A 21169-nucleotide genomic window follows, 5' to 3' on the forward strand; every position below is an offset into this window, starting at 1 on the left:
AGCGGCGGACCGGCGGCCGGGTCGGTCGCTCACCGCGCCTCGGAGAGCACCGTCGAGGACCTCGATTCACCAGCCGCGGTGACGGCCGACCCGGCCGACCCGGCCGCCCCCGCCGCCCCGTCCGCCCCGTCCGACCCGTCCGCCCCCGAGAGGAACAGCAGCACGGCCCGCGCGGTCGCGTCGTTCTGCCGGAACGCGGGGCCGCCGGTACGGGGCCGGGTGAAGGCGCCCGGTGTACGGCCGTCGGTGTGCGGCCCGAGCGCGAAGCGCCGTGGGTGCGGCCGGCCCGACCGGTCCAGGAGCCGCCCGTCGGCACGGTCCACGCGCAGCAGCCCGTCCGGGGTCTCGCCCACGCCCTCGGCGTGCAGCCCGCGCAGCAGCGGATCGCGGGCCCGCCGGACGGTCGGTTCGGGCAGCCGGGCCTCGACCAGTGCCCGCGCCTCGACCAGGTGGCCCGGCACGGTCGGGCTCGACGCCCGGAACACCCCGTCCGCCGCACGCACTTCCATGTCGGCCCCGACGAACCTGAGCACCCCGGCCCGGGACAGCGCGAGCAACTGCCGCAGCCGGGGCCCGGGCGGCCCGGAGGCGAGGTAGCTGAAGAACCCGTGCCACCAGCCGCCGATGTCCCCGAGCCGGACCACCTGCCCGTAGACGGAGAGCAGCCCCAGAAACACCGCCAGGTCGGGACTGTGCCGCCGGTCATGGCGCCGTCTCAGGTCATCCTCGACGTACGCCCGCAGCCCTTCCTGGAACTCCTCGTGCGTCGCGTACCGCACTCCCTCCAGCGGCCGGTCGAGCACGGCGAGGTCGAGCCGGTCGCGGGGATCGGGGACGGCGGAGGCCACCAGGGCCGCGCGTTCGACGGCGTCCCCGGCGGCCGCGTACTTCTCGTCGAAGTCGGCCCAGGACAGCACCGTCCGCTCCGGGTGCACGGTGAACAGCCGGTGGTAGTGCGCGAATCCGAGCTCCTTCTCCACCAGCGGCCACACGTCCCGCCGGAAGTCGAAGCCCTCCGGCCGGGCGAGCAGCCCGTCGATCTGGGCCGGCCCCAGGAAGCGGGGCAGGGGCGGCCGCTCCCCGGTCCAGTCGTAGCCGATCTTCGAGTGGTACGGCACTCCGCGCCGCGATCCGACGTGCAGCACCGGCTCCCGCCCCGACGGGACGTAGGTGTCCCCGTCGTACCGTCCGCCGCGGCCCTCGGTGAGCAGCGCCATCAGGTCGACGAAGGCGAGCCCGAACCCGCGCACCAGGACCGGTTCGCCGGGCGCGAGGGCGGACAGGTCGCTGTCGGCGGTGAAGTCGGGCGGCAGATGGACGAGACCGTGGGTCCGGGCGTACTCCGCCAACCCCGTCTGTTCGTCGTCGGGTTCGGCGTCGAGATGGCCCAGGGCGAGGACGACCAGGTCGGCGAGGAGCGGGCGCGGGCGGCCCGCCAGCCAGACCCGCTGGTGTCCGTCGCGCGGTCCGCTCACCCGCACGGCACGTCGCGGATGGTGGTGGACGCGGACCGACGACGGCAGCGCGGCCACCGCCTGCTCGTGCACCCAGCGCAGGTAGGCGCCCTGGAGCTGCCGGTCCGCGAAAGTGCGGCCGTCGATGCCGGCCCACTCGTGCAGGGTGGGGCCGGGGCGCACGGGTCCGGCCATGTCCACCGTCTCGTCGGTGAACATGGTGACGTCCTCGGCGTGCGAGTTCATCCACAGCAGCGGTGACTGGGCCGCGCGCCAGATGCGTCCGGCGCCGGGCGGGTGCGGGTCCACCAGGTGCAGGTCGAGCCCCGGACCGTCGTACAGCTCGGGCGCGTTGGCGGCGATCCGCTCGATCAGGCCGGTGCCCCGCGGCCCGGCTCCGACGATCACCAGTGAGCGCCTCATCGGGTGCGCCCCGAGCCGGGGATCAGCCGTTCCGGATGCTCGCGCGGTGCGCGGCCGTCGGGTGCGGCGGGGGTGGTGACAGGGGTGTGGGAGGGCATGCGTGGGCTCCGTGGCATCGAGTCGGTCGAACTCGGATCGATGCCTTCACACGCGTACGTCTGACGCGGCCGAGCCCCTCAGCAGGGCCGCGTCCGCCGAGACTACGGGGCCGTTTCCCCGGACTGTCAAGGCTGTCCACACTGTGAGCGGTACGTCTCAAGTCGGTTGACGCCGCACCGGATGCCTGTTCCACTTGCCCCATGCATCCGCAGCAGTGGCTGGTCAAGCGCTCCCACATCGACCTCGGTCGCGTGTGGTCCTCTTCCTGTTGAGCTGACCCACTGCGCGCCCCGCGTCCGCGGGGCGCCTTTCGCGTTCTCCTTCTCCGCCTTCACAGGCGCCCCCGCCTTCACACGCGCCCTCCCCTCACCCGGCGTTTCTTCTTTCCCAGGAAACCTCTTCTTCCCGCGCCCGTACGCCTGAGCAATCGTCAGATTCGATACCCGTAAGCGGACGGCGACGGGCCCGGCGAATCCGCGAACGACGATTCCCCGTGGCCGGCACGGCGTTGAGCAGCGGGTTCGTCCCGGGCGTGGCGTTCACCCGTACGCCCCGCGCCTCACCCGTACGCCGTGAAGAATCATATTTCACTCACAGTCAGCAGCCGTATGGGACGCGACCCTTGGGGTACCTGGGCTCTCGACGTATTCGCTGTGCACCAGTACCGTCACAAACCCCCCGCGCGGCGGCTATCCACTTGGCGCGCGATCCGCATCATGGATGACCATAGGGATACAGAAGCAAGAGAAACCGCTGTGAGAGGAGGCGTCCATGGGATCGGTGCGCAAGGCGAGTGCCTGGCTGGGCCTCGTTGACGACAACGATGACGAGCGTTACTACGACGACGACGGATACTCCGAAGGGACCGAGCCCGGGGATGCCTGGGTCACCGACCCCCGGGTCAAGGTGGCCTCGGACGTCGCCGAGGAGAAGGGCCGTCGCATCGGCACGGTGACCCCGGACAGCTTCCGGGATGCCCGCGCCATCGGCGAGCTGTTCCGTGAGGGCGTGCCCGTCATCATGAACCTCACCGCGATGGAGGCCGGTGACGCCAAGCGCGTCGTCGACTTCGCCGCGGGGCTGATCTTCGGACTGCGCGGTTCCATCGAGCGCGTGTCCACCCGGGTGTTCCTGCTGACCCCGGCCAACACCGAGATCGTGAACGGCGACCCGGCCGCGCGCCGCACGGACGGCTTCTTCAACCAGAGCTGAGGCAGGGCCGCTCACCGGCCCTGCCCCCAGCAGGGTTCACCGGAAGGCATCCAGTCCGGTGAGCGCCTTGCCCAGCACGAGCTGGTGCATCTCGACGGTGCCCTCGTACGTGAGCACCGACTCGAGGTTCGTCGCGTGCCGCATCACGGGGTACTCCAGCGAGATACCGTTGGCACCGAGGATCGTCCGCGCCGTACGGCAGATCTCGATGGCCTCGCGGACGTTGTTGAGCTTGCCGAAGCTGACCTGCTCGGGACGCAGGCGGCCGGCGTCCATGCGCCGCCCCAGATGGTGGGCGAGCAGAATTCCCTTGTGCAGTTCGACCGCCATGTCGGCGAGTTTGGCCTGGGTGAGCTGGAAGCCCCCGATCGGCCGCCCGAACTGCTCCCGTGTCTTCGCGTACTCGACGGCACTCTCGAAACACGAACGCGCCGCCCCCATCGCGCCCCACACGATCCCGTACCGGGCGTGCGAGAGACAGCTCAGCGGCCCCTTGAGCCCGACCACCTCCGGCAGCACCGCGTCGGCGGGCAGCCGTACGTCGTCCAGGACGAGCTCGCTGGTGACGCTGGCCCGCAGCGACCACTTGTGCTTGATCTCCGGAGCCGAGAATCCCGGCGTGTCGGTCGGCACCGCGAACCCGCGGATCCCCTCGTCGGTCTGCGCCCACACCACGGCGACCCCGGCGACCGACCCGTTGGTGATCCACATCTTGCGCCCGTTCAGGACCCAGTCCGTGCCGTCCTTCTTGGCGTACGTCCGCATGGAGGCGGGGTCGGAGCCGTGGTCCGGCTCGGTGAGCCCGAAGCAGCCGATGACCTCACCGGCGGCCATGCGCGGCAGCCAGTGCTGCTTCTGCTCCTCGCTGCCGAACCGGTGGATCGCGTACATGGCGAGGGAGCCCTGCACGGAGACGAGGGAGCGGATGCCGGAGTCGGCGGCCTCCAGCTCCAGACAGGCAAGTCCGTACTGGACGGCCGAGGCGCCGGCGCAGCCGTAGCCGCTCAGCGACATCCCGAGCGCGCCGATCCCGCCGAGTTCCCGGGCGAGTTCCCTGATCTCCGGCAGCTCGCCCTTCTCGTACCAGTCGGCGACCCGGGGCAGGACGCGGTCGGCGGCCCAGCTCCGCACGGTCTCCCGGATCGCCAGGTCCTCCGGCTCCAGCAGGTCGTCGAGGCCGAGGGGGTCGGCGGGGTCGAACGGGGGCATGGCACATCCTCCGGCAGACGAACGGCTCGAAACTAGCGGCGCTAATTAAGCTGCGCGGCCGACGTTACAGCGCGGTCCCCCGCTCAGCCAGACACCGTCAGGCCGAGACGCGTGACTCCGCGACTTCCCTGGGCGCCGGAAGCTCGACGGCCGCCGGGGCCTCACCGCACTGCATCGTGCGCGGCAGCCGCAGCGCCATCACCGCGCCCAGCAGCAACAACCCGGCACTCACCAGCAAGGTCACGTGCAGGCCGTGCACGAAGGAGTCCCGGGCGGCCCGGCGCAGGGCCACCCCGGCCGACCCGCCGAGGCGTCCGGCGACCTCGTAGGCCTCGCCCAGGGAGTGCCCGGCCGACCTGGACGCCGACTCCGGCACGCCGGGCACGCCCGAGAGGCCGGGGGTGTACGCCGCGTTCATCACGCTGCCCAGCAGCGCGATCCCGATGCCCGCGCCGAGCTGGTACGAGGTCTCGCCGATCGCCGCGGCCCCGCCCGCCTGCTCCGGCGGGGCCTCACTGAGCATCGACTCGTACGCCCCGAATAGGGTCGTCTCCAGTCCGAAGCCGAGCAGCACGAACCCGAACACCAGCAGGCCCGTGTTGTCCGCGTCGCCCATCGCGGTCAGCAGCAGCACGGCCAGGGCCGTGAGGCAGAACCCGGCGCTGACCATCCGGCGCGGCCCGAACCTCCGCAGCAGCCGCGCCCCGGCCAGCCCCGCCGCCATCGCGGCGATCGTCAGTGGCAGCAGCCGCAGACCGGTCTCCAGCGGGGACAGGTCGAGCACGAGTTGGAGGTACTGCGCCGCGATCAGTTCGAGTCCCACCAGCGCGAGCATCGCCAGGACGATGCAGCCGACCGAGGTGCTGAACGCGGGGCGCCCGAACATCCGCAGGTCCACCAGGGGATGCGTGAGCCGCCGCTGCCGCCGTACGAAGAGGACGACCAGGGCAGCGCCCACGACCAGCGGAATCGCGGTGAACGCGTCGAGGTCTCCGCCGCCGAGCCGCTTCACGCCGAGGACGAGGGCGAACAGGCCGGCGGCGGCCGTCAGTGCGCCGACCACGTCCCAGGGGCCGTCGCCGCTGCCCTTCGACTCGGGCAGCAGCAGCCGGCCCACCGGCAGGCTGACCAGCATCAAGGGGATGTTGACGAGGAAGACCGAACCCCACCAGAAGTGCTCCAGCAGGAAGCCGCCGAGCAGCGGTCCGACGGCCGCGCCGACGGCCGCGACCGCGCTCCAGATGCCGATCGCGAGCGCCCGCTCACGCCGGTCGGGGAAGACCTGGCGGAGGATGGACAGCGTCGCGGGCATGATCATCGCGCCGCCGACGCCGAGCAGCGCCCGCGCGAGGATCAGCACCTGGGCGGTGTCCGCGACGGCGGCGACACCGGAGGCGACGCCGAAGAGGGCGTAGCCGAGGAGGAGCACTCTCCTGCGGCCCACGCGGTCGCCCAGCGTGCCGAACAGGATCAGCAGCGAGGCGCAGACGAGCGGATAGACGTCGACGATCCAGAGCAGTTCCATCGCGCCGGGCTTGAGGTCCTCGGTGACGGCGGGCACCGCCACGTGCAGCACGGTCGCGTCCAGGGCGACCAGGAGCAGGCTCACGCACAGGACCACCAGGACGACCCAGCGGTTTGCACCGGCCCCGGCCGCCCGACGGCGCAGCACATCGGCGGCCGTGGTCGTCCCGGACATGTACGTACCTCCCAGATGTTCCCTCGCGTTCGGCGGGCACACGGGGTGGGGACTCCCCATGCTCTCGGCCGGAGAGGAGCGGTGGTCTCCGGCCCGCGCAGCGAACGGCGGGTGACACGTCAGCGTACGCGAGTTCACGCTCAGGCCCAGTGGCGGACCTCTCAGACTTCGGGGCCGACACGTGTGGCGTACGCCACTCCCACCGCCCGTCGCCCCGACCCGGCGGACGGGCGGGTCCGGCCACCGGTCGATAATCGGGCCCGTGACCGATCTTGGAACGCGCACCGAACCGGCCCTGCGCCGAGCCGCCCCGGCGCTGCTCGGCTACGCGGCCGTCCGCGCCCTGGGCCTCCTCGCGCTGGCCCTGTGGAGCGCGGCGCGCGACAAGAACGCCTACACCCTGCTGACCGCACGCTGGGACGCCCTCTGGTACACGAGGGTCGCCGAGCTCGGGTACGGCTACGAGGTGCGGCTGCCCAACGGCGACGTGCACTCGAACCTGGCGTTCTTCCCGCTGCTGCCGTGGCTGGAGCGGCTGCTGTCCGCGGCGACACCGCTGTCGTACGCCGACGCGGGCTTCACGGTCTCCCTGCTCGCGTCCCTGGCCGCGGCCTGGGGTGTCTTCGCGGTCGCCGATCACGTGCACGGCCGCCGGGCGGGCGTCTGCGCGGTCCTGCTGTACGCCGTCCTGCCCGTCGGGATCGTCCAGTCGATGGCGTACAGCGAGTCGCTGTTCACGGCGCTGGCGGCCTGGTCGCTGTACGCGGTGCTGACCGGCCGCTGGGTGACCGCGGGCCTGCTGGCCGCCCTGGCGGGCCTGACCCGTCCGGTGGGTCTCGCGGTGGTCGCGGCGGTGTGGGCGGCGGGCATCGCCGCGTTCCTGCGGGACCGGCGGCCCCCCGACGCGGGCGCCGCCCGGACGGCCGTCCCGGTCCGCCGCGCCCTGGGCATGGCCCTCGCCCCCCTCGGCGCCGCCGCCTACGTCCTGTGGGTGGGACACCGCACCGGCCGGGGCCCGCTCGGCTATCTCGACGTGCAGGCGGGCTGGCGCAACGGATTCGACGGCGGGTACGCCTTCGCTCGTTTCGTCGCCGACAAGTTCACGTCGTTCCCGTCGGCCCTGGCCGGGGTCGGCCTGATCGTCGGCGTCGGGCTGGTGGTGTGGCTGTACGTCGTCTGCGCACGGCAGGGCCAGCCGCTGCCCGTCCTGGTGTACGCCGGGGTCGTCACCGCGCTCGCCCTGTGCGCGTCGAGCTACTTCGGCTCGAAACCGCGCCTGCTGATGCCCGCCTTCCCCCTGCTGTTCCCCCTCGCGCAGGCCCTCGCCCGGGCACGGACCCGCAGGTCAGCCATGCTCGTGGCGCTGATCGCACTCGGCTCCGCCCTGTACGGCGCCTTCTGGCTGAACGGCTCGGGTCCGCCATGATCCACTCCGGGCGTCGATGAGCGCCCGGAGAATTCCGCCCCATGATTCGGTGAACGAATTCATAAGGGCCATAAAACCACCACCCGGAATGATCAAAGGAATTGAAGGACGCAGCATCCGGCCTTTACGGAATCCTTGGAAATAGACCCCCGCCTGAGAGGAATCCCACATCACATCGTCATCACAAAGCCGCTGATTCGACGGGGAACAGAGCTCACTCGCTGTAACGTCGATTGGGTGCGTACCGAACGAGACCCCACCCGTCTGGACCGGGTGTTCGCCAGGCTGGACCGTGAGAGGGAACGGCCGGCCCACCTCAGCGTGCCGCGGGCGAGCCGCCACCGGACCGTCCTCGTGGTCGCCGCGCTGGCGTTCTACCTGGCGATCGTGTGGCTGGTGGTGACCACCTCGTGGCTGGTCCGCCTGGACTGGCAGGTCATGTTCTTCCGGCCGTACCAGCAGTGGGCCTCCATCCACTGGTTCGTCGACTACTACGTGGTGCTGGGCCAGCGCGGCCCGACCGCGGTGATGGTCGCGGCCTGGCTGGGCTGGCGTTCCTGGCGGCAGCACACCCTGCGTCCGCTGCTGACCCTGGGCACCTCGCTGCTGCTGCTGAACATCACGGTCGGCGCCGCCAAGTACGGCATGGGACGGCTCGGACCGCACTACGCCACCGTCATCGGCTCCAACGAGATGGGTCTGGGCGGCGATATATTTCCCAGCGGCCACACCGCCAACGCCGTGGTGACCTGGGGAATCCTGGCCTATCTGGCCTCCACCCCGAGGGCCCGCCGCTGGCTGTCCGCGATCTCCGCGGTGACCTCGCTGGGCGTCGGCATGGCCACCGTCTACCTCGGTACGCACTGGCTGAGCGACGTCCTGCTGGGCTGGGTCGCCGGTCTGCTGATCCTGCTCGCGCTGCCCTGGTTCGAACCGCTGATCGCCCGCACCGAGGACTACGCCTTCGACCTGCGCGACCGCTGGCGGGCCCGCGGCGGCGTCAAGGCCCCGGCCCCGGTCACCCCCGTCACGGCGCCCGCGCCCGCCCGCCTCAAGCCACTCACGGCCCCGCAGAACGAGACGGCGGCCCGCGAGGCCACCGCCCCGGCGCGCGGCCCCAGGTCACCCGTCCATCTGGCGCCGGGCCCGCACACCGCGCGCTCGGAGCGCACCCCGGTCACCCCGACCGGCAGCCGCCGCCCGCCGCACCCGGACCGGGTCATGCGCGGTACGACGTCCCCGGCCACCCGGCCGGTGAGCGGCGGCTGACCCGCCTCACCACCGTCGGGGCCGGTACGCACCGCCCGCCCCGGGCACGACACGGGCCCCGGTTCCGCCAGCGGAACCGGGGCCCGTGCCATGCGGTTCAGCCCTTCCAGGCCCGCGCCACGCGGCCGTCCTTCACCTCGAAGTTCAGCCGGCCCGCGCGGTACTCCATCGTGATGATCGCCCCCGGCGGCAGCGACCGGACCGTGGACCAGCCCCGCTCCCGCGCGATCCGCTCGGCGGAGTCGGAGTCGAGGCCGACGTAGGTGTCCGGGCTGTCCTGGGGTTCGGCGGGCGGTGTCGGAATGGGTGCCATACGGCCACGCTAGGCCCTGCCCGGCGACCGCGGAAGTCCGGATCCCGCCCGCCCCCTGTCACGCTTCTGTCACAGGATGCCGCCACCCGTTTCCCTCGCGCAGCGTCACACGGACGGGCGTTTCCCTAGCCCTTCCGCGCGTATTCGAACGCAATTCCCGCGTGTCGTACGACTTCCATGAATGCACCCCGAGAAGGCTTGTCCGAGAACTGGCCCGGGCCCCTTTGCCCACCGATTCCGGACAGGGCCACGCAGGCTGACACCGCATAGGAAATACACGGTTCCAGCACAGAACCCCCTTACGCCCCCTGTCGCCGCGCACGACGGCGCGAGCATCATGGCGTGAGCCGAGCGAAGGGGCGAGCGATGGGGACGCAGACCGTGCAGGCGACGGCACGACCCGTGCGGACCAAGCGGCACGGGCGGCTGATCGTGGACTGGCTGACCACGACCGACCACAAGAAGATCGGGCACCTCTACCTGATCACATCATTCCTGTTCTTCCTGGTCGGCGGGGTCATGGCGCTGCTGATGCGCGCCGAGCTCGCCCGGCCGGGGCTGCAGATCGTGGACAACCAGCAGTTCAACCAGTTGTTCACGATGCACGGCACGGTGATGCTGCTGCTGTTCGCGACGCCCAGCTTCGCGGGCTTCGCCAACGAGCTGATGCCGCTGCAAATCGGCGCCCCGGACGTGGCGTTCCCCCGGCTGAACATGCTGTCGTACTGGTTCTTCCTGTTCGGCGGCCTGATCGTGATGGGGTCGCTGCTGGTGCCGTCCGGTCCGGCCGCCTTCGGCTGGTTCGCCTACGCGCCGCTCAACAACTCCGCGCACTCCCCCGGTGTCGGCCCCGACCTGTGGATCATGGGCCTCGCGCTGGCCGGCTTCGGCACGATCCTCGGCGCGGTCAACTTCATCACCACGATCATCGGGATGCGCGCGCCCGGCATGACCATGTTCAGGATGCCGATCTTCACCTGGAACACGCTGTTCACGTCGATCCTGATCCTGCTGGCGTTCCCGGTGCTGGCGGCCGCGCTGCTGGTCCTGGAGGCCGACCGGCGCTTCGGCTCACAGGTGTTCGAGGCCGACAACGGCGGGGCGCTGCTGTGGCAGCACCTGTTCTGGTTCTTCGGCCATCCCGAGGTGTACATCATCGCGCTGCCGTTCTTCGGGATCATCACGGAGATCATCCCGGTCTTCAGCCGCAAGCCGATCTTCGGCTATCTGACGCTGGTCGCGGCGACGATGTCGATCACCGGTCTGTCGATCGTGGTGTGGGCGCACCACATGTTCGTCACCGGCGCGGTGCTGCTGCCGTTCTTCTCCTTCATGAGCTTCCTGATCGCCGTCCCGACAGGCGTGAAGTTCTTCAACTGGACCGGGACGATGATCAAGGGCTCGCTGTCCTTCGAGACGCCGATGCTGTGGGCCACCGGCTTCCTGGTGACGTTTCTGTTCGGCGGACTGACCGGGGTGCTGCTCGCCTCGCCGCCGCTGGACTTCCACGTCTCGGACACCTACTTCGTGGTGGCGCACTTCCACTACGTCGTGTTCGGCACGGTCGTCTTCGCGATCTTCGGCGGGCTGTACTTCTGGTGGCCGAAGTTCACCGGGAAGATGCTCGACGAACGGCTCGGCAAGATCCAGTTCTGGACGCTGTTCGTCGGCTTCCACACCACGTTCCTGGTCCAGCACTGGCTGGGCGCCGAGGGCATGCCCCGCCGCTACGCCGACTACCTCGCGGCCGACGGCTTCACCGCCCTGAACACCATCTCGACGATCGGCGCGTTCCTGCTCGGCGCCTCCACGCTGCCGTTCCTCTACAACGTCTGGAAGACGGCCAGATACGGCGTGCCGGTGGACACCGACGACCCCTGGGGCTTCGGCCGCTCCCTGGAGTGGGCCGCCTCCTGCCCGCCGCCCCGGCACAACTTCACGACGCTGCCGAAGATCCGTTCCGAGTCCCCGGCGTTCGACCTGCACCACCCGGAGTACGCGGCGCTGGCTCCGCAGCCCGAGCCGAAGAGCGAGCAAGCGAGCGAGCGAGGCGGTCGTGAGCCGTCCTGATCGCCTCGGTCAGCTCGGCCGGCTCCAGCACCTCGAAGTCGAAGCCCGTCATCATCACGTGGATCACCATCACGTCGAGGCTCGACGCCCCGGTGCGCAGGACGCAACTGTCGGGTCCCTCCGCCTCCAGCACCCCGGCACTCGGTGAGATCCGCTCGGCGGCCCGCTCCTTGGACACCAGCAGCCGCACGACCGCGTGCGAGGCGTACGCGCGCGTGGAGACGCCCCGCGAGACATAGGCGGCGAGGTCCTCGGCGGGCGGGGTGCGCGGCGCGAACCGGGGGCCGTGCGGCGGCTTCGGGGTGATCCGGTCGACGCGGAAGGTCCGCCAGTCGTCCCGGTCGAGGTCCCAGGCGACCAGGTACCAGCGCCGCTCGCTGCACACCAGGCGGTGCGGTTCGACGGTACGGCGGCTGGCGGCGCCCATGGGGGTCCCCCCGGTCGAGGTTGTTCGAGACTGGGGGCGGTCGCTGTACTCGAAGCGCAGCCGCTCGGCGTCCCGGCAGAGGTTGGCGAGCTCGGTGAGGACGCCCGGGTCGACGGCGGAGGGCTGGGGGCCGCGCAGCATCGGCACCGTGAAGGCGTTCAGGGCGCCCACCCGGCGGCGCAGCCGGCCCGGCAGGACCTGCTCCAGCTTGGCGAGCGCCCGTACCGAGGTCTCGCCGATGCCCTCGATGCCCTGACCCGCGGCCGTGCGCAGGCCGACGGCGACCGCGACGGCCTCGTCGTCGTCGAGGAGCAGCGGGGGCAGTTCCGCGCCCGCGCCGAGCTGGTAGCCGCCGCCGGTGCCGGGGCTGGCGTTGACGGGATAGCCGAGCTCGCGCAGCCGGTCCACGTCCCTGCGCACGGTGCGCGAGGTGACGCCGAGGCGGTCGGCGAGATCGGCGCCGGACCATTCGCGGTGGGCCTGCAGGAGCGAGAGCAGGCGCAGGAGTCGTGCCGAGGTCTCCAACATGGTGCCGAGTCTGCCAGCCGTCGCGGACAGCCCCTGTCCGCAAGCCCTCCTAGCTTGGACTCATGGCAGACAACAGCACGACCGCAGAGAACCGTGAGATCCGCGAGGGCCGTGAGGGTCATGAGATCCGTCCCTTCCGGATCGACATCCCGCAGGCGCAGCTCGACGACCTGCACACCCGCCTGGACCTCACCCGCTGGCCGGACGAACTCCCGGACGCGGGCTGGGAGTACGGCGCATCCCTGCCGTACCTGCGCGATCTCGCCGCCTACTGGCGCGGTGCCTACGACTGGCGCGAGCACGAGGCCGCCCTCGACGAACTCCCGCAGTTCGTCACCGAGATCGACGGCGCCCAGGTGCACTTCCTGCACATCCGCTCCGCCCGCCCGGACGCGCTCCCGCTGATCCTGACGCACGGCTGGCCGGGATCGGTCGTGGAGTTCCTCGGGGTGATCGGCCCGCTGAGCGAGGACTTCCACCTGGTGATCCCGTCCATCCCGGGCTTCGGCTTCTCCGGCCCCACCCGCGAGAAGGGATGGAACGTCAACCGGGTCGCCCGCGCCTGGGCGGAGCTGATGCGCAGGCTCGGTTACGAGCGCTACGGCGCCCAGGGCGGCGACCTGGGCGCGCTGATCTCCCCGGCGCTCGCCCGGATCGCGCCCGAGTCCGTGGTCGGCGTCCATGTGAACGCCGCCTCGGTCGGCTTCATCCCGCTCGGCCCGGTCGACGAGGAGGCCCGCGAGGGGCTCACCGACCGCGAGCTGAGGAGCCTCGCGAGCATCGCCGACTTCACCACGGACGGCTTCGGCTACAACGCCCTCCAGTCGACCCGCCCGCAGACCCTGTCCTACGGCCTCACCGACTCGCCGGTCGGCCAACTGGCCTGGATCATGGAGAAGTTCCAGGCGTGGACGCACTCCTCGGCCGTACTCCCGGAGGACGCGGTCGACCGGGACACCCTCCTGACGAACGTGATGCTGTACTGGCTGACCGGCACCGCCGGTTCCGCGGCCCGCATGTACTACGAGAACAGCCATGTGCCGGACTGGTTCCCGACGTCGAGCTCCGGGGTGCCGACCGCGGTGGCCGACTTCGGCGAGGACGTGGCGATCCGCAGGTGGGCCGAGCAGACCAACACCGTCGTGCGCTGGACGGAGTTCGACCGCGGCGGCCACTTCGCGGCCCTGGAGGTGCCCGAGCTGCTGGCCGGCGACGTCAGGGAGTTCTTCGGCTCAGCGCGGTGAGGGGCAGACGGTGACGGACACCGACAGGTCGTTGTCCCGCGTGTAGTACGGCCCGGCCTCCACCGGGCCGTACACCGTCTCCACGCGTGCGCGTGGGTAGGTGAACACCGGCTTCTTGTCGGCGACGGCGTCGAGCAGCCGCGCGATCCGCACCCGGGGTCCGGCCTCGCCGTGCGGCCGCAGCCACAGGTCCCAGACCCCGGGCCCGAGCGCCGCGTACGGCACCGAGAAGCCGAACCGTACGTCGTCCAAAGCGACTTCGAGGCGGCGGGCGGGCCCCGGGGCGTGCCGGAGGCGCACCTCGGCACAGGCACCCGCGGCGAACCCGGTGCCGTACAGCCGCCCGCGGACGGTCAGTCCGATGGCGTGGGCGCGCAGTTCGCCCGCCTCGGCGTGCGGGGCGCGCAGCCAGCTCCGGACGGTGAGGTTGCCCTGCCGGGTCGCGTACGGGATGCGGACGGCGACATGGCCGCGGGAGCCGCTCGGGGTGCGGGCGGCGAGCGCGCGCAGGTCGGTGGCGCCGGGCGCGAGGCGCAGCGGTTCCTCGTCGCGCACACACGCGTACGCGTCCCAGCGGCCTTCGGGCAGGGCGACCGTGCTGGGCAGGGCGGCGCGCAGCCGTCCGTCGGCGGCCGGGGCCAGCGGCAGCCCCACCTCCTCGTGCCCTCCCCCGCTCTCGAACCCGCCGGAGCGGGAGGGCTCCCCTCGTCGGCGCAGCACCAGCCGGGCCGTACTGCTCGCCCCGTCGGCGGTGACGTCGAAGGTCAGTCCGCCCGCGGAATCGGCGACACAGTCGGCGCGCAGCCGTACGTCCTGCCCTGCGGGCATGGTTCTCCCGTGGTTCATGGTGTCCGGTCAGACCGTCGTGCACCCCCGTTGGTTGCCTGGATCCGGTGACTCACTGCTGATACGGCAGTTGCGGAACGTCGAAGCACGTGCGGTTCATGTCGCCCTGCGAGACCCAGCCCCGGCCGTCCCGCCAGCGGGCCACCGAGAGACAGGTCCTGCGGGACCTCGGCGGTTCGGCCAGGCGCTCGAACCGGACGGGGAGGAGCAGGCCGTGCGCGGTGTGGTCCTGGGCGCGGTCCATGGAGGCGTCGACGCACGCGCGCGTGACGCCCTGCGGCGCGCACGACTTCGCGGCGTCGGTGAACCACATGGCGGCGGCCCAGCCCTCCAACTGCCACTGGGAGTGCGTCTCAAGGTTCTTCGTGGCGTCCCTGAACTCCCGTACGGCCGCGTTGCCGGTGTCCGCGTAGTTGCGGCTGGAGCCGGTGGCCCACAGGGCGTTGCGGCAGCGCGGGGCGTCCTTGTAGTCCTGTCGGACGGTGGACGTCCAGTTCTGCACGTTGGTGACCTTGGCGGTGACCTCGACGCCGGCCGCGTCCATGGCCTCGCAGAGCCGGGCGTTGCCGTGGCTGTCGACGGCGTCGAAGACCAGGTCGGCGCCCTGCTCCTTCAGGTCGGCCGCCACGGCACGGAAATTGGGCAGCGCGAAGTCGACCTGCTCGGTGACGACCTTGTAGCCCTCGGCCCGCAGCCCCTGTTCGACGAGCCGGGCGTAGGCGGCGGACGCGGCCTGGTTGTAGGAGACGACGGCGGCCGTGCGGGCCCCGTGCTCGCGCTTGAAGTAGCGGTAGACCTCGGTGCCGCCGTACTGCTTGCCGTCCCACCCGGTCGTGCCGTCCCGGGGCGCGAGGCTGCCGTAGATGCCGTAGAGGTGCGGCCAGGTGTCGTAGGCGGCGCCGACGGGCTGGCCGCCGATGTCGGGCACGCGCGCGTGGGAGACCCGGGAGGCGCCCGCGTAGTCGAGGACGGTGGTGGCGACCAGGGCGACCACCTTGTCCTCGTCGATCAGCCGGTGCACACAGGTGTTGTTGCCGACCCCGCTGCCGCCGTCGTCGCACTCACGCACCTCGACGCGGCGGCCGTCGAGGCCCCCGCGCGCGTTGAGCCGCTCGAAGTAGGCCCGGGCGCCGTCGCGCGGGCCGGTGAAGGCGCTGCCGCCGACCGGGCTGGTGGCGCTGGTGACGATGCCGACGCGGATCGGGGTGCGGTCCTGGGCGGGGGCTGTGCGCCCGCGGTCCTCGAAGTCGCTCTCCGGCAGCCTGCTGCCGCACGCCGAGACGAGCGTGAGCAGCAGGACCGCGAGGGCGGCCTCAGCAGCCCGGAAGAGCCGACGCCGAGGCATTGCCGCTCAACTGGACCAGCGCGCACAGGGTGTTGACCGACACCTTCCAGGTGCCGTCCTGTTCGACCGCCGTCCCGGAGGCGTCCGGCAGGGCGGTGGCGCCGTTCAGCAGCAGGGTGTACGACACGTCGGCCGCGGTCGGCCCGGTGAACGCCACCTCGGTGACCTTCGCCTGCACCTGTCCGCCGCGCTGGTCACCGCTGAAGGCCTGGAGCACCGGACCCATGTCGTCGCCGTTCTCCAGGACGGCCTGCTTGTCCTTGGTCGGGGTCTTCGGATCGAAGAACTTCTCCCAGTTCGCCTTGACCTCCCGCTGGGCGGCGGCCGCGTCGGCGGGGCCGCTCGGCGAGGGTGCCGCGGACGGTGCGGTCCGTTCCACGGACGGTGTGGGCGGCGGGCTCTCGCTGCCGCCGCCGCTGTCGTCGCTGCACGCCGTGAGGGCCACGGCGAGGGCGAAGCCCACCGCCACCAGCCCCCGGCTGCCGTTCCCCCATGTGCGGTCGCTCCCGAGAACCATCTGGCTCACCACCGGGTGTCGGTCCGGGCCACGTGCGCCCGGTGCTTTCAGGGTCAGCTTCAAGAAGGCATAGTGCAAGCGATTGGCTTACATGGACAGGCATGCGACATGTGGGAGCCAGAGATGCGGACAGCCCGACTGCGGACCGTGCACCCCGTCCTGTGGGCCGGCTGGGCCGCGCTCGCCGCGGGCGCGGTCCTGTGCGTCCTCGGCTGGTACGGCGTCTCGGGCGAGCGCTTCGCCGAACGGCAGGTGCCCTACCTCGCCTCCTGCACGGTGCCCGGCGCCGCGCTGATCGTCGCCGGGGCGGTGCTCCTCACCCACGGCCGCGGCGCGCTGGCCGCCGCCCGCGTGGAGGAGCTCTACGGCCTCCTGGTGGCCGTGGAGCCCGCCGGGGCGGAGGAGCCCGGTACGGCGGCGGGCGCGCCACTGGCGGTCAGCGGGGACCTGCTGATGGTGCCCGGCGGCACGCTCTGGCACCGCGCGGACTGTCCGCTGGTCGCCGGGAAGGCGGAGTCGATCCCGGTGGACGCCAAGCTGCTGGCGAGCGGTGAGCTGGGCCCCTGCCCGATCTGCGAGCCCGTCGAGGAAACCGACTGATGTCGTCGCTGACCTACGACCTGACCCTCGCCGGGTTGTCGGTCGGCAGCGCGGCCGCGCTCACCGGGATCGGCCTGGTCGTGACGTACCGGGCGACGGGGGTGCTGAACTTCGCGCACGGGGCGGTCGCGATGGTGTGCGCCTACGTGCTGCGGCAGTGCGTGGTGGAGTGTGGCTGGCCGCTGTGGGCGGGGGCCGCGGTGACCCTGCTGGTCCTGGCACCGGCCCTGGGTGTGCTGCTGGAGCGTTTCGTCTTCCGGCCCCTGGCCGTTCTGGGCGGCGACCCCGCCCAGACCCTGGTGGCCTCCCTCGGCGTCTTCGTGCTGCTGGTGGGCGGGGCCGCGCTGCTGTGGGGCCAGGGCGCCCGGGACGACGCCCCGGAGCTGGTGCCGGCGGACCCGTGGGGGCAGCTCGCGGTGGTCCTCGTCCTGGCCGCGGGCGTCGGCGCGGTGATCCGCTGGACGCGTTTCGGACGGGAACTGCGGGCCGTCGTGGACGACCGCGGGCTGGCCGTGCTCGGCGGGATCGACGCCGACCGGGTGGCGGCGGCCGGCTGGGCGTTCGGGTCGTTCACGGCGGGCCTGACGGGTGTCCTGCTGGCTCCCTACGTCCGTCTGGACCCGTACGGGCTGCCCCTGCTCGTCATGGAGGTGGTGGCGGTCGCGGTGGCCGCGCGGATGCGCAGCCTGCCGGTGGCGGTGGTGGCGGCGCTGGCCGTCGGGGTGGGGCAGAGCCAGCTCACCCGGCTGCACCCCTCGGGCCGGCTCGAGCCGTTGCTCCAGGCGGTGGGGGCGAACCTGTTCGTCGTGGCCCTCCTCGTCGCGGCCCTGGCCCTGCCGGGCATCGGCACCCGGGACGTGCTCCCGCGGACGGCCACCGCGCGCGTGCCCACCCCGCAGGGCGCGTGGATCGTGGCGGTGGTGCTGTTCCTGCTCCCGCTGGGCTTCGCGGGCTCGGACCTGCACACCTCGGTCCAGGTCCCGGCGCTGGGCGTGGTGCTGCTCTCCCTGGTGGTCGTGACCGGCAGGGGCGGGCAGATCTCCCTGGGACAGGCGGCCTACGCCGGCCTCGGCGCCCTGTTCACGGCCCTGCTGGCGGCGGGCCGCTTCCCGGGCCTGCCCCGCCTGCCGGAACTGGCCGCGCTGGCGCTCGCGGTGGTCCTGGTGGCTCCGCTGGGCCTGCTGACGGGTTGGCCCGCGATCACCCGCCGGGGCCTGGCGCTGGCCCTGGCGACCTTCGCGGTCGGCGTCGGCGTGAGCCGCTTCGTCTTCGCCCAGCCGTACGCCACCTCCGGCCTGTCCCTGGACCGCCCCAAGGGCTTCGACGGCGACCGCGCGTACTACGTCCTGGAGCTGGCCCTGCTCGCGCTCGCCCTGCTGGCGACCCGCGCGCTGCGCAGGGGCCGCACGGGCCGGGCCCTGGCCGCCCTGCGCGACCACGAGTCCGGGGCCTCGGCGGCGGGGGTCCGGGTGCCCGCGCTGAAGCTGCTCGCCTTCGTGGCGGGGGCCGCGCTGGCCGCCCTGGGCGGCGGCATGCTCGGCATGGGCCTGCGCGCCTTCGACCCCACCGCCTACGACCCCGTCCGCGGCCTCCTCTGGTTCGCCGCGGTCGTCGTCCTGGGCGCCGACAGCACCCTGGGCGCCCTGGCGGCCGCGGCCCTGCTGGTCGGCCTGGACGCGGGGGCGCGGGGCGGGGTGGCGGCGGCGCTGATCGGCGTGCTGGCGGTACTGGTGGGCCGTTTCCCGGGCGGACCGTACGAGGCGGTGCGAGCGCTGACGACTCGCCTGAGGCCGACCGGCCCGGCGACCCTGACCCCGCGGGGAGCCGAGGTGAGACACCGCCTGCACAAGCAGCCGGCACCCAGCCCCTCCGAAGCCGAAGAAGCCGGGCCCGTCGAGGAAGCCGCACCCGCCGACGGCGCTCCACCCCCACAGGGGCCACCCGCACCCGACCATGCAAGCGGCACGGGTGGTGCGGGTGGTGCGGGTGGGATCACGAACCCGGCCGCGGGCCGGGCAGTCCTCACCGCCCACGATCTCCACGCCCGCTACGACGGCTTCACCGCCCTCGCCGGAGTCGACCTCACCGTCCCACCCGGCCGCATCACCGCGATCATCGGCCCCAACGGCGCCGGAAAATCCACCCTGTTCCACTGCCTGGCAGGCACGGTCCGTCCCACCCGGGGCCAAGTCCGTTACGGCGACCGCGACATCACCCATCTGTCCCCCCACGCCCGCACCCGCCTCGGCATCGCCCGCACCTTCCAACAGCTCGCCGTCTTCCCCACCTTGACCGTGGCCGAGAACATCCAGGTGGGCGCGGAACAAGCCCGCACCCCGGACCCGACAGCGCTCGACCGCGCCCTGCGACTGTTCCGTCTGCACGACCTGCGGGACGCCCCCGCCGCCGACCTCCCCACCGGCACGCTCCGCCGGGTCGAACTCGCCCGGGCCCTCGCCGGCTCCCCGGGCGTCCTGCTCCTCGACGAACCCGCCGCCGGTCTGGACACCGCCGAGGTGGCCGCCCTGGCCCGCGTGCTCAGGGCCCTCGCGGCGGACGGCACCGCCCTCCTGGTGGTCGAGCACGACCTCGACCTGGTCGCCGACCTCGCGGACGTCGTCCACGTCATGACCGCGGGCCGGGTCGTCGCCTCCGGTCCCCCGGCCCACGTGCTGGACACGCTCGACGCCCGGGAGACCGCCGTATGACCGCGCGAACCGCCGTGTCCCTGCGCCACGCGCGCGTGCGCTACGGCCCGTTGGAGGCCCTGCACGGCGTCACCCTCACCGCGCCCGGCCCCGGGCTCACCGTCCTGCTGGGGCGCAACGGCTCCGGCCGTACGACGGCACTGCGCGCCCTGGCCGGGACGGTGCCGCTCACCGACGGCAGCGTGGTGTGGGACGGCGTCGACGTGACCCGCGTACCGGCGTACGAGCGGGCCCGGCGCGGCCTGTGCCTGGTCCCCGAGCGCCGGGCGGTGTTCGGCTCCCTCACCGTCCGCGAGAACCTCGAACTCGCCGCCCCCGATCCCGGTCCGGCCCTGGACGCCTATCCGCAGCTCGCTCCCCTGCTCGCCCGTCGGGCCGGCACCCTCTCCGGCGGCGAGCAGCGCATGCTCGCGCTCTCCCGCGCCCTGCTGGCACGCGCGCGCGTGGTGCTCGTCGACGAGCCCGCGCAGGGCATGTCCCCCGCGGTCGCGGCCCGCACCTACGAACTCCTCGGCGCGCTGGACGCGTGCGTGGTCGTGGCCGAGCAGCGGCTCCCGCCCGCGCTGCCCGCCCGGACGGCGATCGTGCACGAACTGCGGCGCGGCGCGGTCGTGTTCAGCGGTGAGGCCGCGGAACTGCGGTCCGGGCGACTCGGACGGCCCTGACCGCCCTGTCTGCGCCCGCACGGCCGGGGTCCCGCCCGGTCGCAGGACCGGACGGGACCCCGTGCGGAACAGGAGGCTCTCAGATGTCCAGGCGCTGACCGGGGACGATCACGTCGGGGTCGGCGCCGATGACGGCCTTGTTGGCGGCGTAGAGCTGCTGCCAGGTGGTCCCGTGCCGGGCGGCGACCTCGCTCAGCGTGTCGCCCGCGCGGACGGTGTAGTCGCCGCGGGAGGCACCGCGGTCGGTCCGGTTCTCCGAACGCGTCGGCGCCTTCTCCGGTTTGGCACCGGCGGTCGCGGACGAGGTGCCCGAGGAGGCCGCGGGGGCGCTGCCGTACGCCCCGGCGCGGGCCGAGCAGGTCGGCCAGGCGCCCCAGCCCTGGGCGCGCTGGACCTTGGCGGCCACCGTGATCTGCTGCGACCTGGTGGCCTGGTCGGCGGTGGGCGCGTAGTCCGTGCCGCCGTACGCGCGCCAGGTGCCGGCGGAGAACTGGAGTCCTCCGTAGTAGCCGTTCCCGGTGCTGATGTGCCAGTTCCCGCCGCTCTCGCACTGGGCGATGCGGTCCCACACCCCGCCGTCCGCGGCCACCGAGTTGCCGGCCGCGGCCAGCAACCCGAGGGGGGCGAGCAGGGCGGCCCCGGCGAGGGCCGCGGTGGTTCGGGTCCTACGAGCGCTGTCGCGCTTGGTATCCGCACATTCGGACATGTGATCCCCTCTCGAAGGACTCGGGGTCCCCCAAGACGGAACGCGCTCCCGGCACAGGGGCCGGGCGTACGCGCTCCGCCCCGTCCGCCGGAAGGTGGTGCGAGATGCCGGCTTCGTGCGTCGACGGACGTTCCCGAGCGGTGCTCGCTGCACACGGCGGAGGAATGTAGAGAGCCCGGCCGGTCGGCATCAACCAACGGCTTGTCATTCGAGGCCAGTTCGCCGTTACCACGGGTATCAGCGATTTCCGGCCACCCACTTCATTCCCTGATTTCCTGATTTGTCGACCAAGCGCCATGACGATCTGTGACCCACTTCACGCAACCAACTTCCTTGCATTTCCCGGGAATTGACAGTGAGTGCCGGATTCCGCACGACCTGTGACGCTGCGCTGTGGATGGTTCGATTC

At 72.4% G+C, this 21169-nt stretch carries 16 protein-coding genes and 1 pseudogene; 8 read left to right on the forward strand and 9 right to left on the reverse strand.

Features of this window, described 5'->3' with window-relative positions:
* Positions 1–29: 29 nt before the first annotated feature.
* Positions 30–1877 (reverse strand): FAD/NAD(P)-binding protein, encoded by a 1848-nt coding sequence (locus ACZ66S_RS25575; RefSeq protein ID WP_469903838.1) that lies wholly within the window; start codon positions 1875–1877, stop codon positions 30–32.
* Positions 1878–2747: 870 nt separating this feature from the next.
* Here ACZ66S_RS25575 and ACZ66S_RS25580 point away from each other — a divergent pair.
* Entirely contained in the window at positions 2748–3188 is a 441-nt protein-coding gene (locus tag ACZ66S_RS25580; RefSeq protein ID WP_469903839.1) for a cell division protein SepF, read from the forward strand.
* A 36-nt stretch (positions 3189–3224) separates the two neighbouring features.
* Here the strand turns inward: ACZ66S_RS25580 and ACZ66S_RS25585 are convergent, their stop codons facing one another.
* Both ACZ66S_RS25585 and ACZ66S_RS25590 read right to left on the reverse strand, forming a co-directional pair.
* Positions 3225–4397, reverse strand: coding sequence for an acyl-CoA dehydrogenase family protein (locus tag ACZ66S_RS25585; RefSeq protein WP_469903840.1), 1173 nt, complete (start codon positions 4395–4397; stop codon positions 3225–3227).
* 97 nt (positions 4398–4494) lie between these two features.
* Positions 4495–6096 carry an MFS transporter gene (locus ACZ66S_RS25590; RefSeq protein ID WP_469903841.1) on the reverse strand — a complete coding sequence of 534 codons (1602 nt, stop codon included), beginning with the start codon at positions 6094–6096 and terminating at the stop codon, positions 4495–4497.
* 262 nt (positions 6097–6358) lie between these two features.
* On the opposite strand from ACZ66S_RS25590, the gene ACZ66S_RS25595 reads away from it, so the two are divergent.
* The gene (locus tag ACZ66S_RS25595; RefSeq protein WP_469903842.1) at positions 6359–7522 is read left to right on the forward strand and encodes a mannosyltransferase family protein; all 1164 of its coding nucleotides are present in this window, start codon (positions 6359–6361) and stop codon (positions 7520–7522) included.
* Positions 7523–7759: 237 nt separating this feature from the next.
* Complete coding sequence (locus ACZ66S_RS25600; RefSeq protein ID WP_469903843.1) at positions 7760–8791, forward strand: phosphatase PAP2 family protein; 1032 nt, start codon at positions 7760–7762, stop codon at positions 8789–8791.
* Between the two features lie 97 nt (positions 8792–8888).
* Here the strand turns inward: ACZ66S_RS25600 and ACZ66S_RS25605 are convergent, their stop codons facing one another.
* Positions 8889–9104 carry an I78 family peptidase inhibitor gene (locus tag ACZ66S_RS25605; protein WP_392663448.1) on the reverse strand — a complete coding sequence of 72 codons (216 nt, stop codon included), beginning with the start codon at positions 9102–9104 and terminating at the stop codon, positions 8889–8891.
* A gap of 366 nt (positions 9105–9470) precedes the next feature.
* Between ACZ66S_RS25605 and ctaD the strand changes: the two are divergent.
* Positions 9471–11042, forward strand: a pseudogene (gene ctaD / locus ACZ66S_RS25610) (aa3-type cytochrome oxidase subunit I); the annotation flags it as partial.
* Here ctaD and ACZ66S_RS25615 read toward each other — a convergent pair.
* Positions 11041–12129: a helix-turn-helix transcriptional regulator gene (locus tag ACZ66S_RS25615; RefSeq protein WP_469903844.1), complete on the reverse strand. Its 1089-nt coding sequence runs from the start codon at positions 12127–12129 to the stop codon at positions 11041–11043. The pseudogene ctaD and the gene ACZ66S_RS25615 sit on opposite strands and share 2 nt — an antisense overlap.
* Before the next feature lie 62 nt (positions 12130–12191).
* Between ACZ66S_RS25615 and ACZ66S_RS25620 the strand changes: the two genes are divergently transcribed.
* On the forward strand, positions 12192–13373 hold the full coding sequence (locus tag ACZ66S_RS25620; protein WP_469903845.1) for an epoxide hydrolase family protein: 1182 nt from the start codon (positions 12192–12194) through the stop codon (positions 13371–13373).
* Here ACZ66S_RS25620 and ACZ66S_RS25625 read toward each other — a convergent pair.
* The 3 genes from ACZ66S_RS25625 to ACZ66S_RS25635 form a co-directional block, all read right to left on the reverse strand.
* Positions 13362–14201, reverse strand: a complete 840-nt coding sequence (locus ACZ66S_RS25625) for a hypothetical protein (RefSeq protein ID WP_469903846.1) — start codon at positions 14199–14201, stop codon at positions 13362–13364. The genes ACZ66S_RS25620 and ACZ66S_RS25625 overlap by 12 nt on opposite strands.
* Positions 14202–14271: 70 nt before the next feature.
* Complete coding sequence (locus ACZ66S_RS25630) at positions 14272–15564, reverse strand: ABC transporter substrate-binding protein (protein ID WP_469903847.1); 1293 nt, start codon at positions 15562–15564, stop codon at positions 14272–14274.
* Positions 15533–16081 (reverse strand): MTB12 C-terminal domain-containing protein, encoded by a 549-nt coding sequence (locus ACZ66S_RS25635; RefSeq protein WP_469903848.1) that lies wholly within the window; start codon positions 16079–16081, stop codon positions 15533–15535. The genes ACZ66S_RS25630 and ACZ66S_RS25635 overlap by 32 nt, the downstream gene beginning before the upstream one ends.
* Positions 16082–16204: 123 nt before the next feature.
* On the opposite strand from ACZ66S_RS25635, the gene ACZ66S_RS25640 reads away from it, so the two are divergent.
* From ACZ66S_RS25640 to ACZ66S_RS25650, 3 genes are read left to right on the forward strand one after another with little or no spacing between them, the layout of a single operon-like run.
* Complete coding sequence (locus ACZ66S_RS25640) at positions 16205–16681, forward strand: hypothetical protein (RefSeq protein WP_469903849.1); 477 nt, start codon at positions 16205–16207, stop codon at positions 16679–16681.
* On the forward strand, positions 16681–19389 hold the full coding sequence (locus tag ACZ66S_RS25645) for an ABC transporter permease subunit (RefSeq protein ID WP_469903850.1): 2709 nt from the start codon (positions 16681–16683) through the stop codon (positions 19387–19389). Before ACZ66S_RS25640 ends, ACZ66S_RS25645 begins: the two co-directional genes overlap by 1 nt.
* The gene (locus ACZ66S_RS25650; RefSeq protein WP_469903851.1) at positions 19386–20054 is read left to right on the forward strand and encodes an ABC transporter ATP-binding protein; all 669 of its coding nucleotides are present in this window, start codon (positions 19386–19388) and stop codon (positions 20052–20054) included. Before ACZ66S_RS25645 ends, ACZ66S_RS25650 begins: the two co-directional genes overlap by 4 nt.
* A 79-nt stretch (positions 20055–20133) precedes the next feature.
* Here ACZ66S_RS25650 and ACZ66S_RS25655 read toward each other — a convergent pair whose 3' ends face one another.
* Positions 20134–20760 carry a LysM peptidoglycan-binding domain-containing protein gene (locus ACZ66S_RS25655; protein WP_469903852.1) on the reverse strand — a complete coding sequence of 209 codons (627 nt, stop codon included), beginning with the start codon at positions 20758–20760 and terminating at the stop codon, positions 20134–20136.
* Between the last annotated feature and the right edge of the window lie 409 nt (positions 20761–21169).

It is taken from the genome of Streptomyces sp. NPDC107471 (assembly GCF_055582845.1).

Bases quoted from the DNA above. Each gene is read 5' to 3' on its own strand.
- ACZ66S_RS25585 (WP_469903840.1), bottom strand. From the start codon at position 4,397: ATGCCCCCGTTCGACCCCGCCGACCCCCTCGGCCTCGACGACCTGCTG.
- ACZ66S_RS25590 (WP_469903841.1), bottom strand. From the start codon at position 6,096: ATGTCCGGGACGACCACGGCCGCCGATGTGCTGCGCCGTCGGGCGGCC.
- ACZ66S_RS25575 (WP_469903838.1), bottom strand. From the start codon at position 1,877: ATGAGGCGCTCACTGGTGATCGTCGGAGCCGGGCCGCGGGGCACCGGC.
- ACZ66S_RS25650 (WP_469903851.1), top strand. From the start codon at position 19,386: ATGACCGCGCGAACCGCCGTGTCCCTGCGCCACGCGCGCGTGCGCTAC.
- ACZ66S_RS25625 (WP_469903846.1), bottom strand. From the start codon at position 14,201: ATGCCCGCAGGGCAGGACGTACGGCTGCGCGCCGACTGTGTCGCCGAT.
- ACZ66S_RS25645 (WP_469903850.1), top strand. From the start codon at position 16,681: ATGTCGTCGCTGACCTACGACCTGACCCTCGCCGGGTTGTCGGTCGGC.
- ACZ66S_RS25655 (WP_469903852.1), bottom strand. From the start codon at position 20,760: ATGTCCGAATGTGCGGATACCAAGCGCGACAGCGCTCGTAGGACCCGA.
- ACZ66S_RS25635 (WP_469903848.1), bottom strand. From the start codon at position 16,081: ATGGTTCTCGGGAGCGACCGCACATGGGGGAACGGCAGCCGGGGGCTG.
- ACZ66S_RS25615 (WP_469903844.1), bottom strand. From the start codon at position 12,129: ATGTTGGAGACCTCGGCACGACTCCTGCGCCTGCTCTCGCTCCTGCAG.
- ACZ66S_RS25620 (WP_469903845.1), top strand. From the start codon at position 12,192: ATGGCAGACAACAGCACGACCGCAGAGAACCGTGAGATCCGCGAGGGC.
- ACZ66S_RS25605 (WP_392663448.1), bottom strand. From the start codon at position 9,104: ATGGCACCCATTCCGACACCGCCCGCCGAACCCCAGGACAGCCCGGAC.
- ACZ66S_RS25640 (WP_469903849.1), top strand. From the start codon at position 16,205: ATGCGGACAGCCCGACTGCGGACCGTGCACCCCGTCCTGTGGGCCGGC.
- ACZ66S_RS25630 (WP_469903847.1), bottom strand. From the start codon at position 15,564: ATGCCTCGGCGTCGGCTCTTCCGGGCTGCTGAGGCCGCCCTCGCGGTC.
- ACZ66S_RS25580 (WP_469903839.1), top strand. From the start codon at position 2,748: ATGGGATCGGTGCGCAAGGCGAGTGCCTGGCTGGGCCTCGTTGACGAC.